Origin of the sequence: Rhodopseudomonas sp. WA056, assembly GCF_010906995.1 — a bacterium.
Lineage (GTDB): Bacteria > Pseudomonadota > Alphaproteobacteria > Rhizobiales > Xanthobacteraceae > Rhodopseudomonas > Rhodopseudomonas palustris_G.
This window is the reverse complement of the sequence record NZ_QPFS01000054.1, coordinates 18,133-30,613: the sequence shown is the minus strand read 5'-3', so window position 1 is coordinate 30,613 and position 12,481 is coordinate 18,133. Positions and strand designations below refer to the sequence as shown.

The window sequence follows — 12,481 nt, the reverse complement described above, 5'->3', positions numbered from 1 at the left end:
GGGGCGGGTTGCTCGGGCTGATTGCAGCGATCGGCTGGGCGGCGCTGACGCCGCAGCCGGAGGTGCTGATCGCGGGCGATGGCAAGCAGGTGGCGGTGCGTGGTGCCGACGGTCGGCTGCATCTGATGCAGAGCGGAGCGGACGCGTTCCGGCTGAAGGAATGGCTCGCCGCCGATGCCGACGCCCGGCCCCCGGACGCGGCGTCGCTGCGCGCCGGCGTGTCGTGCGATTCCGACGGCTGCGTCACAGCGCTGGCCGATGGCCGGCTGGTGGCGCTGTCGCTGCGCCCCGACGGGCTCGCGGACGACTGCGCCCGTGCGGTGTTGATCGTGACCGCAGGACAGCCGCCGCCGGGCTGCGCGGCGCGCACGATCGGTCGCGACGAACTGCAATCCAATGGGGCGATGGCGCTGCGGCGCAGCGCCGCCGATCCAATGCAGTTCGTCACCGAACCGGCGCGGCCGAGCGGTAGCAGTCGTCCCTGGGCTGCTGCGGCACAGACGCTGGATGCCGCGGTCTCGACCGGATCTTCCGCGCGTCGGCCAGCGGTCGATGCGACCCCGGCGCCGCAGGATCAGGCGGGCGACGACTGAAGCTGCCGCCCGAGACGGGCACCTCCTTCAAGGCGGGGCAGGCGCGCTCTGAGTTCGAAGCGGTCGCCTCAGTACTTGCGGTACAGTCCGATCAGCTTGCCCTGGATGCGGACGCGATTGGGCGGCAGAATCCGGACCTCATAGGCGGCGTTGGCCGGCTCCAGCGCGATCGACGCGCCGCGGCGGCGGAAGCGCTTCAGCGTGGCTTCCTCCTCGTCGATCAGCGCCACCACGATGTCGCCGGTGTTGGCGACGTCGTTCTTCTGGATCAGCGCCATGTCGCCGTCGAGGATACCGGCCTCGACCATCGAGTCTCCGCGCACTTCCAGCGCGTAATGATCGCCGCTGCCGAGCATGTCGGCCGGCACGCTGACGGTGTGGCTGCGGGTCTGCAGTGCCTCGATCGGGGTACCGGCCGCGATCCGGCCCATCACCGGGACCGCGACGCTGCCGCGATCGCCGTCATCCTCGCTCGGCACCGGACTCGGGGGGCGGACCTTGCCAAGATTGCCTTCGATCACGCTCGGGGTGAATCCGCGGCGGGCGTTGCCTGGCATGCCGCTGGTATCGGGCAGCTTGATTACTTCGATGGCGCGGGCACGGTTTGGAAGCCGCCGGATGAAGCCGCGTTCCTCCAGCGCCGTGATCAGCCGGTGGATGCCCGACTTCGAGCGCAGATCGAGCGCGTCCTTCATCTCGTCGAAGGATGGCGGAACCCCGGCCTCCTTCAGCCGCTCGTTGATGAATTTCAACAGCTCAAACTGCTTGCGCGTCAGCATCGGCTAAATCCCCATTCGGCGACGATGGGCCGGTTCGAGTCCGTCTCGGCTCGTGTCAGAAGCCCGGACCGAGCATCATCGTCCTCGAATCTCGAAAACAAATCATGAACGGACACTATCTGTTCGGGGTGTGTTCCGCAACCTCTTAATCGAACCCCGGGGATTTCACGGGTCGCTACAGCGATAACTTAACGATGAGGCAGGGCGACCCGGCGCGTGCAGCCGGCGCGAAGGCCGGCCGGACGATCAGCGCTTGCGCCGCTGCCAGCCGCGCCAGCAGCGAGGAGTCCTGGCTGTCGACCGGGGTCGCGACCGGCCGGCCGTCGTCGCCGATCGACAGGGTGGCGCGCAAATAGTCCTCGCGCTGGTCGTTGGCGGAGAGGTCGGCGCCGAGCAACGCCGGCTGGCGGACGTGCCCGGGCTGGCTGATGCCGCACAGCGCGCGGATCAACGGCACCATGAACAGCACCGCGCAGACATAGGACGACACCGGATTGCCGGGCAGGCCGATCACCCGCATCGCTCCGAGACGGCCGTGCATCATCGGCTTGCCGGGACGCATCGCGATCTTCCAGAACGAGATTTCGGTGCCCTCTGCCTCCAGCGCGCCTTTGACCAGGTCGTGGTCGCCGGCCGAGGCGCCGCCGGTGGTGACCAGAAGGTCGGCGTCCAGCTCGTGCGCTCGGCGGATCGCCGCTCGCGTCGCCTCCAGCGTGTCGGCGGCGATGCCGAGATCGATCACCTCGGCGCCTTCAGCGTGCGCCAGGGCGCGCAGCGCGTAACCGTTGGAATAGACGATCTGACCCGGGCCGGGCGTCGTTCCCGGCATCACCAGTTCGTCGCCCGTCGCCAGCATCGCCAGCCGCGGCCGGCGATGCACCGGCAGCGACGGGTGATTCATGCCGGCGGCGAGCGCGAGGTCACGGTCGCAGAGGCGGTGGCCGCGATGCAGCAGGATCTCGCCTTCGCGAAAATCGATCCCTGCGGGGCGGATGTGGCGGCCGGGCCTGACGGCTTCGTTGACGGTGACGCGGTCGCCGTTGCGCTCGGTGTCCTCCTGGATCACCACCGCGTCTGCGCCGTCCGGCACCACGCCGCCGGTGAAGATCCGCAGCGCCTCGCCGGCACCGATCCCTACCGTCTCGGGTCGGCCGGCTGCGATCTCGCCGATCACCCGCAGGATCGCGGGCGGGGCTGCGACGTCGGCGGCGCGCACCGCATAGCCGTCCATCGCCGACATCGGCTGCGGTGGCTGGGTCCGCAGTGCGGCGAGGTCTTCGGCCAGCACCCGGCCGTGGCCGTCCTCGAGTGCAACCAGTTCGGTGTCGAGGCCCCGCGCGCCCGCGAGCACGGCGGCGAGCGCATCGTCGACCGGCATCAAGGCCATCGGGTCACTCCCTGTCAGGCAAGGCCAAATCAAAGCGTCACGATCCGGCTTTAGGTCGCACGTGGCGACCGCGCAAGGCCGGCCACATCAGCGTCGCGGCCGCGGCGTCGCGCCGCGTCGTTCGAAATCATTATTGTCGAACCGTCGAATCCACATGTACCAACGTGCTCTGCATCGAGCGGACGTGGAGCATGCGGATGGAAGACTTCCCGAAATGGTTCCTGCGGATCATGGTCGTGGTCGGCACGATCGGGTTCGTTACGGTGTATTCGATGCGCCACGACTTCAGCAAAGGCTGGATGCCATCCTTCAACGCTGGCGACTACAGCCCGCCGGGGGCCGCACCCCAGCCGCCTGTGGCGCAGGCTCCGGCCTCCGAACCGGCCGCCGGCGAAACGGCCAGACCAGCCGCCGCTCCGGTCGCGCCTGCGGCGGTCCCGGCCGCACGCAGCTACGTGCCGTGCCAGCCGATCGGCCGCACCGCCAAGGGCGAATTGGTGTACTCGATGGACTGCCGCAACCCGCCGCAGTAACGGGGGTCGGCAGTTCAGGCCGGCGGTGACGCTGCTGCGCCGTTCTCAGCGTCCCCGGCCTTGATCATCACCGGCAGATACACGTCGGCGAATTCCGGTGGCAGCCGCCGCGGCTTGCCGCTGCTCAGCTCGATGCAGACGAGCTGCCAGCGTCCGCGCATGATGACGGCGCCGTCGCGCGGGCGGATGAGCTGGAAGCGGCGCTCCATCACCAGCTTGCCGTCGCTGCCGTAGATCCAGGTGCCGAGCAGCAATTCGTCGCCGAGATGACTTGGCAGCAGATAATCATATTCGCCGCGGCGGATCGCCATCGCCCGATCGATCCGCTGCCAATCGGCGAGCGACAGGCCGAGCGCTTCGGAATGCGCCCATCCGACGCTGTCGCACCATCGCACATAGACCGAGTTGTTGGTGTGATTCAGCCCGTCGATATCGGCGGGTGCGGGCGTCATCGGCAGCGTGAACGGAAGAGGATGATCCCAGGCGAGATCGGCGGCATCGGTCATCGTGAGGTCTCGTCCGATCGGCGATGTGGTGCGTGTGCTTATAATCCGAGCTGATCCAGCGTGCGCGCGATGTCGTCGCTCGAACGCACCTGAACCGCATGCAGCCCACGCTCGCGCGCGGCTTCGACGTTTTCCGCCAGATCGTCGAAGAACACAATCCGTCCTGGCGCGATGCCGATCGCCTCGACCACGTAATCGTAGGTCTCGCCGTGCGGCTTGCGCATGCCGATCCGCGAGGACAGGAACATCTCGCGGAAGTGGATCAGCAATTCGGCGTAGTGCTCCGAGAAATGCGCGATGTGGGCGGCGTTGGTGTTGGACAGCGCGTACAGCGGAAGCTGCCGGGCGGCTCGATCGAGCAGTGGTGCGATGCCCGGCATCTCGCCGATGAAGATCGCGTTCCAGCCTTCGCGCAACTGGTGGTCGTCGAGCTGCAGCCCGAGCGCGGTCCGCACCGCGGCGAAGAATTCCGCATCGGTGACGTGCCCGGTCTCGTAGCGGTGGAAAGTATCGTTCTGCGCGAGGCTGCCCATCAACGCATGCGGATCGCTGCCGAGTTCGACCGCCCAGGCCTTCAGCGTGCGTCGCAGATCGTAGTCGATCACCACACGGCCGAGATCGAACAGCAGCGCATCGGCGGCGCCAGGGACAAGAGCGGCGGTCATAGCGAGAACCCATTCGCGAGTCGTGAGCAGTGCGTGCAGCGGATGCGTATTCTGGTTAAAGAATGTTATAGACTGACGAAACCGTTTGGTAATCCGCAGCCTATAGAACGATCGTCGCTGCGAAGCGCATCTTTCTGCAATCACCTTGCACCACATGCGGGGTCGCGGCGCCGGATTTGATCAGCGGCGATCCGCACATGCGCTTCGAAGGTTCCGTCTTGTCACAGCTCCCGACCATTTCGGAGCCGTCCCGATGAAGGGCGGTGGTGGACGCCTGTCGTCCGGCAAGAAGAAGGTGGAGGATGGTCATGCCGTCGGGCACGGCTGGTTCGTCACCTTCGCGGACCTGATGGCGCTCCTGGTCAGTTTCTTCGTCATGCTGGTGTCGTTCTCGACACAGGATCTGCGCAAGATGCAGATCGTCGCCGGATCGATGCGCGAAGCCTTCGGCGTGCAGCAGAATTCGCGGTTCGCCGGCGTTCTGGAGACCGACGGGGTGCCGGTGCAGGGGCAGGTCAAGAGCAAGCGCAACGTCGCGCCCGATCAGGCCAGCAACACGCCGCATCTGGAAGAGGCCGGCGGCTCCGGCAGCGCTGCGTCGCACGCCAAGGCCGAGCGTGAATTTGCGCTGGCCTCGGCATCGCTGCGCCAGGCGCTGCAGGATGTGCCCGAGCTGACCGAAATGTCGCGGAACGTGATCTTCGAGGAAACGCCGGTCGGGCTCAACCTGGAACTCACCGATCAGGACGGCCGGCCGATGTTCGCGGACGGTTCGGCGATCCCTTACGAGCGCACACGCAAGCTGGTCGCGCGGCTCGCTGCACCGCTGCGCGCCACTTCGCTGCGGATCAGCATCGTCGGCCATACTGCCGCAACGCTGATGCAGGTCGATGACGACGATCCGCTGAGCCTGTCGATCAATCGCGCCAACGCGGTGCGCGAAATCCTCAAGCAGCAGGGGCTGCCGACCAGCCAAGTATTGTCGCTGGTCGGGAAGGGTGACGGCGATCCGCTGTTTCCTGACGCACCGATGCTGGCGGCGAACCGACGCGTCACCATCACGCTGATGCGGGAGAACCCGCCGTTGCCGCCGGACCTTCAGCGCTGACGAGGTCTCAGGCTGGGCTGTTCGACCGCCGGCTCAGAAGCAGAGCCCGACCCGACGACCGCGCTTCCATACCATCCGGCATTTCTTTTTGGTGGCGCCGTGCAGCATCTCGAACCGCTGCGGCAGATTGGCGTCGGCGTTGAGCTCGACGCAGGCGCCGCCGGCCGAGTAATCGACGACGCGGCAGGGGATCACCGGCAATTTGGGGCCGACGATCAGATTGGCATTGCCGGACACGAGCCCGCTCGGACGGACACGCGCAAATCGCCGCGGCTGAGTCATGCGATGGTTCTCCGCGTGGTTGGAGCAACGTCGGAAACGATTGCAGCTCAGACTTGTTAAATTCGAGTTGTTGTCGACGGATAACGGTTGCCAGCCGTTTGCGACACGCCGTGCCCCGCGCGGGGACACGGCGACCCATGCTTAACGGCGGGTTAGTATCAGCTCGCCTTCCGGATCTCGATCCGTTTCGCCGTCGAGGGCGGCGTTTCCACCTTCGGCAGCGTGATGGTCAGGACGCCGTTCTTGAAGCTGGCGTTGACCTGATCGTCCGCGACCATCGCGTCCAGCGGAATCCGGCGCTCGAACTTGCCGTAGAAGTGCTCGCTGAACTGCTTGTCCTTGGCTTCGGTCGACGACGTCTTCTCGCCGCGGATCGTCAGGACGCCGTCGTCGAGCAGCACCTCGATATCGTTCTCGTCCAGCCCCGGTACCTCGGCGGCGATCGTCAGTTGCTTGTCGCCATCGGTGATTTCGAGTTTCGGCCAACCGGTACTGAACGGCGTTAGGGCGCCGGCACGGGCCGGCAAATCGAAGCCGCGGAATACGTCGTCGAACAGCCGATTCATCTCGCGGTGTAGCGACAGGAAGGGGTCGCCTTCGAACGAGCGGGTCGCGGGTTGGTTGCTCCGGCCCCAGGGGATGATGTCGCGCATGTTCATGGATGCCTCCTCGTACTCAGTCTTGAATGTCCTCGATACTGTTAGTTGTGATCTGGAAGTCACCCCCGTCTTGCGGGTGCGTCTTCGATTTGGGCGCGGTTGCGCCGTCGTCAAGGGGCAGGGAGGTAGTCCCGTGGGAGGGGTTCGAAGATTCTTTCGCGCGAGGTCTTGAAAGCGGCAACGCCGCTTCCAAATCATCGGCCGTCCCGGTGTGGAAGGAGGAATTCGGGAGGACCAAAATGCCATTCACCAGCTTCGAACCGATTTGTCTGCCCGGCGCGGGCAGCGTTCCGTCCGGTCGACTGACCGCGGCGGCTTATGACCACCCCGACCAGGTGCTGCGCGACGACACGCTGAGCACCGCGGACAAGCGGGCCATTCTCTCCTCGTGGGCGTCCGACGCCAATGCGGTCGAGCAGCAGCCGTGGCTGCGACTCGCCCCCGGCCACCGCAATCCGGTGCCGCTGCGCGCGATCCTCGACGCCCTGCAACGGCTCGACGACGACGATCCGCCGCCGAGGGGCGGCGCCGCGATCCGGCTGAGCGGCGAACGCGCCGCTCGGCACGATCTGTCCGACGATGACCGGCCATCATGGAGGAGACATCATGGTCTGGCGCAACGCTTCAACCAGTTTCGATCCGTCCCGTTGCCCGGAGTGCGGCGCGACCATGCGGCTCGCGCGTGTCGAGCCACGGCCGGTCGGGCGCAGAGTTGAATTCGAGCGCCACATCTATCGTTGCGATGATTGCGCCAACACCAGCCGGTTTGTGATCGACCGGCAGGCGGCGGACTACGCATTTGCGTAGCACGCCGAGGCGCATGCTTGATGCGGCGGCCGCCGCTATCCCGGTTGCCGCATCATCCGCCGCCACAGCGGCTTGATCAGTTCCAGCACGATCAGCACCGCCAGCGCCGCGGCTGCCGTGAGGCCGAGATCGTCCGGATGCAGCGGGCCGAACCGGAACAGATCGCGCAGCCATGGCCATGCCAGGCTCGCAACCAGCACCACCGCGACGATGCCGAGCATTCCCGCCAGCATCGCATTCGGACGGCGCAGCGCCGTCAGCAGCGAGGCGCTGAACGAGCGGTTGACGAAGATCAGTCCGACGAAACTCAAAACCAGTGCGAAGAAGGTCAGCGCGCGCAGCTCGGTGTCGGGCATCGCCCGCGATTGACCGATGACGAATACGCCGGCGACCAGCACAAACACCAACAAGCCCTGCAGCATGCCCCACACGATCAGCGCCCGGCTGAACAGCGGCTGTTCCGGATCGCGCGGCGGGCGGCGCATCGCGTCGTCCTCGGCCGTCTCAGCCTCGAACACGATCGAGCACACCGGATCGATGATCATCTCCAGGAACGCGATGTGGATCGGTCCGAGCAGGATCGGCAACCCGAACAGCAGCGGCAGCAACGCCAGCCCGGCGATCGGCACGTGGACCGCGAAGATGAAGCCCATCGCCTTGACCAGATTATCGTAGATCCGCCGGCCGAGCCGGATCGCCTTGACGATCGAGGCGAAGTCGTCGTCGAGCAGTACGATGGCGGAAGCTTCGCGCGCGACGTCGGTGCCGCGGCCACCCATTGCGATGCCGATATGCGCTGCTTTCAGCGACGGCGCATCGTTGACGCCGTCGCCGGTCATCGCCACCACCTCGCCATCGGCTTTCAGCGCCTCGACGATCCGCAGCTTCTGCTCCGGCATGATCCGCGCGAACACGGTGACGCTGCGCAGGCGCTCGGCGAGCGCGGCGTCGTCGAGCTTGGCGATCTCCTCGCCGGTGACGCAGGCTTGCGCATCGATCCCGGCCTGGCGGGCGATCGCCTGCGCGGTTGCAGGATAGTCGCCGGTGATCATCACGACGCGAATGCCGGCCGCGCGACAGTCGGCGACGGCGGCCGGCACCGAATCCCGCAGCGGGTCGGCGAGGCCGACGAGGCCGAGGAAGTCGAAGCGGAAGCCGAGCTGGGTTTCAGGCCAATCCTCTCCCGGATGCGAGGCGCGGGCGACGCCGAGCACGCGTAGCCCCTCGGTCGCCATCGCATCGACGGTGCGTGCCAGCGCCGCCACCGCGGCCTCGTCGAGGCCGCTCATTCGCGCGATCGCCTCTGGCGCGCCTTTCGCCGCCACCACGTAGTTGCTGGCGTCGTCGGGGTCACGCCAGACCTGCGTGATCGCCAGCAGGTCGCGGCGCAGCCCGTAGGCGTGGACGAGGCTGCGTGCGCCATTGCCGCTGCGCAGATGATCGCCGGCGAGGCGGTGCAGCGCGAGGTCCATCGGATCGAACGGATCGGGCGCGGCGGCGAGCAGGCCGGTCTCCAGCAGCGATCGGAATTCTTCCGGCAACGCGCCGCCGTCGCGCGGCCGAAACACCTCGCCCGAGACGAGCCGCAGCTCCGCGACCGACATCCGGTTCTCGGTCAGGGTTCCGGTCTTGTCAGTACACAGCACGGTGGCGGAGCCGAGCGCTTCGATCGCGGCGGCGCGCCGGGTCAGTACGCGGGCCTGCGAAATCCGCCACGCGCCCATCGCCATGAACACCGTCAGCACCACGGGGAATTCTTCCGGCAGCATCGACATGCCGACGGTGATCCCGGCCAGCACCGCATCGAGCCAGCCGTCGCGCAACGTGCCGTAGAGGATCACGACCAGCAGCGTGAAGGCGCCGGCGATCAGACCGAAGGTACGAACCAGCCTGCGGGTCTGCCGCTGTAGACGCGGCGCTTCGGGCTGCATCGAGCCGAGCGCCTGGCCGATCTTGCCGATTTCGCTGCGCGGGCCGGTCGCGATCACTTCGGCAAGGCCGCCGCCGCGCACCACCAGCGCGCCGGAATACACGTTGGGCTGATCGTCGCCGCCGGGGCGACGCGGCGCGGTGCCGCCGGTCTCGTCTCGCGCCAGCTTACGAACCGGCACCGATTCGCCGGTCAGCAGCGATTCGTCGACGAGCAGATCCTCGGCCTGGAGCAGAATCGCGTCGGCGGCGATGCGGTCGCCTTCGGACAACACGATGATGTCACCGCGCGCCACCTCGCGCCCGGCGATCCGCTTGCGTGCCCCGTCGCGGATCACCAGCGCCCGCGGGCTGGTGAGATCGCGCAGCGTCTCCAGCACGCGTTCGGTGCGGGCTTCCTGCACCACCGTGATCACCACCGACAGCGTGGCGAAGATCAGCAGGATGATCGCTTCCTTGAGATCGCCGAGCGCCATGTAGACCACGCCGCCGCCGAGCAGCAGCGCCAGCATCGGCTCGCGCACCACCTCCAGCACGATGCCGAGCAGCGTGCGGCGGTCGGGGCTAGGCAACTCGTTGTAGCCTTCGCTCGCCAGTCGCGTCGCGGCTTCGCGCTCGCTGAGGCCGGAGATGGCGTCGGACGGGGAGGCGAGGTCGGCGGGCATCGGAGAACCTGACGTTCGAGGGCCCGCCGATGTTAGCTCATTTCCTGCTCGCGCTCGCGACGTAGTCGCCGGATTTGCCGCCGGTCTTGGCGAGCAGATGAATGCCTTCGATCCGGACGCCGCGTTCGGCGGCCTTGATCATGTCGTAGATCGTCAGGCACGCCACCGACACCGCGGTCAGCGCTTCCATCTCGACGCCGGTCGGTCCGGTGACCTTGACGGTGGCGCGGACGATGCAGCCGGGGAGTTTGGCGTCCGGCGTGATGTCGAGCGTGACCTTGGACAGCGCCAGCGGATGGCACAGCGGGATCAGCTCGGCAGTGCGCTTGGCCGCCATGATCCCGGCGACGCGCGCGGTGCCGAGCACGTCGCCCTTCTTGGCGTCGCCGCTGAGGATCAGCTCCAGCGTCGCCTTCTTCATCACCACGCGGCCTTCCGCGACCGCGACGCGTTCGGTGGCGGGTTTTTCCGACACATCCACCATTCGCGCCTCGCCGCTGGCGCCGATATGGGTGAGGGCGGCAGGCGCCGCCGCTTCTGGCCTGGATTTCGACTTCGCCGTCTTTGCCATGCTTCGCCTCAGGCCGCGCGCGTCAGCAGCGCGCGGGTGGCGGCGGTGACGTCCTGCTGCCGCATCAGGCTTTCGCCGACCAGGAAGGTCGACATCCCGACGCGGGCGAGGCGGGCGAGATCGTCGGGCGTGAAGATGCCGCTTTCGCCGACCATCAGGCGGTCGCTTGGGATCAAGGGCGCCAGCGCCTCGCTGGTCGCCAGCGTCACTTCGAAGGTACGCAGATTGCGGTTGTTGACGCCGACCATCGGCGACCGCAGCTTCAGCGCGCGCTCGAGTTCGGGCGCATTGTGGACTTCGAGCAGCACATCCATGCCGAGATCGAATGCGGCGTCCTCGATGTCCTTGGCTGCGGCGTCGTCGAGCGCCGCCATGATGATCAGGATGCAATCGGCGCCGTGGGCACGGGCCTCGACCACCTGATAGGTGTCGTACATGAAATCCTTGCGCAGTGCCGGCAGCGAAACAGCGGCGCGCGCGGCGACGAGATAATCGAGGCTGCCCTGGAATGACGGCGTGTCGGTCAGCACCGACAGGCAGGCCGCGCCGCCGGCTTCATAGGCTTTGGCCAGCGCCGGCGGATCGAAGTCGGCGCGGATCAGCCCTTTCGAGGGTGACGCCTTCTTGATCTCGGCGATCAGCCCGTAGTCGCCGGCCGCGTGCTTGGCGCGCAGCGCCTTGACGAAGCCGCGCGGCGGCGACGCCTCGCGGGCGATCGCCTCGATCGCGGCGAGCGGACGCTCGCGCTTGGCGGCCGCGATCTCCTCGCGCTTGTAGGCTTCGATCTTGGTCAGGATGTCGGACACGGCTCTGCTACCTACTGCTTGATCGGATCATTTTCTCGTCATGGCCGGGCTTGTCCCGGCCATCCACGCCTTCACCGTTGCGCCGGCCCCAAGGCGTGGATGCCCGGGACAAGCCCGGGCATGACGGCAACTTGTACTTCAGGCCGCCGCGGAGACCGCGATCAGCTTCTTCAGCCGCGCTTCCGCCGCGCCGCTGTCGATCGCCTGGGCTCCGAGCGCGACGCCTTCCTTCAGATCCCTGGCCCGGCCGGCGACGATCAAGGTGGCCGCAGCGTTGAGCAGGGCGACGTCGCGATACGGCCCCGGCATGCCTTCCAGCACCGCGCGCAGCGCCACCGCATTGGCTTCGGCGTCGCCGCCCTTCAGCGCATCCGCCCCGGCGCGGGGCAGCCCGGCATCCTCCGGGGTGATCTCGAACGTGGTGATCTCGCCGTTCTTCAGTTCCGCGACCGCCGTCGGGCCGGACAGCGTGATCTCGTCGAGGCCGTCGGAGCCGTGCACCACCCAGACCGCTTCGGAGCCGAGGTTCTTCAGAACCTGGGCCAGAGGCTGCACCCATTGCCGCGAGAAGACGCCGATCATCTGGCGCTTGACGCCGGCCGGGTTGGACAGCGGTCCGAGCAGGTTGAAGATGGTGCGGGTGGCGAGTTCGACCCGGGTCGGGCCGACGTTCTTCATCGCCGGATGATGGGTCGGCGCGAACATGAAGCCGATGCCGGCTTCACCGACGCAGCGGCCGACCTGTTCGGGTGTGATGTCGATCTTGACGCCGAGTGCCGCGAGCACGTCGGCGGCGCCGGACTTCGACGACAATGCGCGATTGCCATGTTTGGCGACCGGCACGCCGCAGCCGGCAACGACGAATGAAGCGCAGGTCGAGACGTTGACCGACCCGGAGCCGTCGCCGCCGGTGCCGACGATGTCGACCGCCTCTGCCGGCGCTGTGACCGGCAGCATCTTGGCCCGCATCGTCGTCACCGCGCCGGTGATCTCGTCGATGGTTTCGCCGCGGACCCTGAGGCCCATCAGCAGCGCGCCCATCTGCGACGGCGTGGCGTCGCCGGACATCATCGCGTCGAAAGCGTCAGTGGCTTCCTCGCGGGTCAGCGTCGCGCCGGTGGCGACCTTTGCGATAATCGATTTGAAATCAACCATTGTCCCCTTCGGCGACCGGACCGCGGCGTCACGCCG

The 12,481-nt window shown here is 67.3% G+C and carries 13 protein-coding genes and 1 pseudogene; 4 read left to right on the top strand and 10 right to left on the bottom strand.

All coding sequences use genetic code 11. The features are described from left to right. Positions 1 to 593: pseudogene (locus DU475_RS12710) on the top strand (ComEC/Rec2 family competence protein); the annotation flags it as partial. 68 nt (positions 594 to 661) lie between these two features. On the opposite strand, the gene lexA reads toward DU475_RS12710, so the two are convergent. Together lexA and DU475_RS12700 are read right to left on the bottom strand one after the other, a co-directional pair. Next, positions 662 to 1,372 (bottom strand): transcriptional repressor LexA, encoded by a 711-nt coding sequence (lexA, locus tag DU475_RS12705; protein WP_164632339.1) that lies wholly within the window; start codon positions 1,370 to 1,372, stop codon positions 662 to 664. Positions 1,373 to 1,547: 175 nt separating this feature from the next. Beyond that, complete coding sequence (locus tag DU475_RS12700) at positions 1,548 to 2,759, bottom strand: molybdopterin molybdotransferase MoeA (protein WP_164632338.1); 1,212 nt, start codon at positions 2,757 to 2,759, stop codon at positions 1,548 to 1,550. A 197-nt stretch (positions 2,760 to 2,956) separates the two neighbouring features. Here DU475_RS12700 and DU475_RS12695 point away from each other — a divergent pair, with 197 nt between their 5' ends. After that, positions 2,957 to 3,292: a hypothetical protein gene (locus DU475_RS12695; protein WP_013502312.1), complete on the top strand. Its 336-nt coding sequence runs from the start codon at positions 2,957 to 2,959 to the stop codon at positions 3,290 to 3,292. Positions 3,293 to 3,306: 14 nt separating this feature from the next. On the opposite strand, the gene DU475_RS12690 is transcribed toward DU475_RS12695, so the two are convergent. Continuing rightward, a complete protein-coding gene (locus DU475_RS12690) occupies positions 3,307 to 3,798 on the bottom strand; it encodes an acyl-CoA thioesterase (RefSeq protein ID WP_164632337.1) in 492 nt (163 codons plus the stop codon). Positions 3,799 to 3,836: 38 nt separating this feature from the next. Then, complete coding sequence (locus DU475_RS12685) at positions 3,837 to 4,463, bottom strand: HAD family hydrolase (RefSeq protein WP_013502314.1); 627 nt, start codon at positions 4,461 to 4,463, stop codon at positions 3,837 to 3,839. 253 nt (positions 4,464 to 4,716) lie between these two features. Between DU475_RS12685 and DU475_RS12680 the strand changes: the two genes are divergently transcribed. After that, positions 4,717 to 5,571: an OmpA/MotB family protein gene (locus DU475_RS12680; RefSeq protein ID WP_013502315.1), complete on the top strand. Its 855-nt coding sequence runs from the start codon at positions 4,717 to 4,719 to the stop codon at positions 5,569 to 5,571. Positions 5,572 to 5,604: 33 nt separating this feature from the next. Here the strand turns inward: DU475_RS12680 and DU475_RS12675 are convergent, their stop codons facing one another. Further along, complete coding sequence (locus DU475_RS12675) at positions 5,605 to 5,853, bottom strand: PilZ domain-containing protein (RefSeq protein WP_013502316.1); 249 nt, start codon at positions 5,851 to 5,853, stop codon at positions 5,605 to 5,607. A gap of 158 nt (positions 5,854 to 6,011) precedes the next feature. After that, positions 6,012 to 6,512 (bottom strand): Hsp20/alpha crystallin family protein, encoded by a 501-nt coding sequence (locus tag DU475_RS12670; RefSeq protein WP_142882788.1) that lies wholly within the window; start codon positions 6,510 to 6,512, stop codon positions 6,012 to 6,014. A 209-nt stretch (positions 6,513 to 6,721) separates the two neighbouring features. Between DU475_RS12670 and DU475_RS12665 the strand changes: the two genes are divergently transcribed. Then, positions 6,722 to 7,228 (top strand): hypothetical protein, encoded by a 507-nt coding sequence (locus DU475_RS12665; RefSeq protein WP_502706847.1) that lies wholly within the window; start codon positions 6,722 to 6,724, stop codon positions 7,226 to 7,228. A gap of 126 nt (positions 7,229 to 7,354) precedes the next feature. Here DU475_RS12665 and DU475_RS12660 read toward each other — a convergent pair whose 3' ends face one another. The 4 genes from DU475_RS12660 to trpD all read right to left on the bottom strand — a co-directional run bounded on the left by DU475_RS12660 (position 7,355) and on the right by trpD (position 12,445). Next, positions 7,355 to 9,913 (bottom strand): cation-translocating P-type ATPase, encoded by a 2,559-nt coding sequence (locus DU475_RS12660; RefSeq protein WP_164632336.1) that lies wholly within the window; start codon positions 9,911 to 9,913, stop codon positions 7,355 to 7,357. A 37-nt stretch (positions 9,914 to 9,950) separates the two neighbouring features. Beyond that, complete coding sequence (gene moaC, locus DU475_RS12655) at positions 9,951 to 10,484, bottom strand: cyclic pyranopterin monophosphate synthase MoaC (RefSeq protein ID WP_164632335.1); 534 nt, start codon at positions 10,482 to 10,484, stop codon at positions 9,951 to 9,953. Between the two features lie 8 nt (positions 10,485 to 10,492). Further along, positions 10,493 to 11,290: an indole-3-glycerol phosphate synthase TrpC gene (gene trpC / locus DU475_RS12650; RefSeq protein WP_142882784.1), complete on the bottom strand. Its 798-nt coding sequence runs from the start codon at positions 11,288 to 11,290 to the stop codon at positions 10,493 to 10,495. A gap of 138 nt (positions 11,291 to 11,428) precedes the next feature. After that, on the bottom strand, positions 11,429 to 12,445 hold the full coding sequence (trpD, locus tag DU475_RS12645) for an anthranilate phosphoribosyltransferase (RefSeq protein ID WP_013502322.1): 1,017 nt from the start codon (positions 12,443 to 12,445) through the stop codon (positions 11,429 to 11,431). Positions 12,446 to 12,481 lie beyond the last annotated feature (36 nt).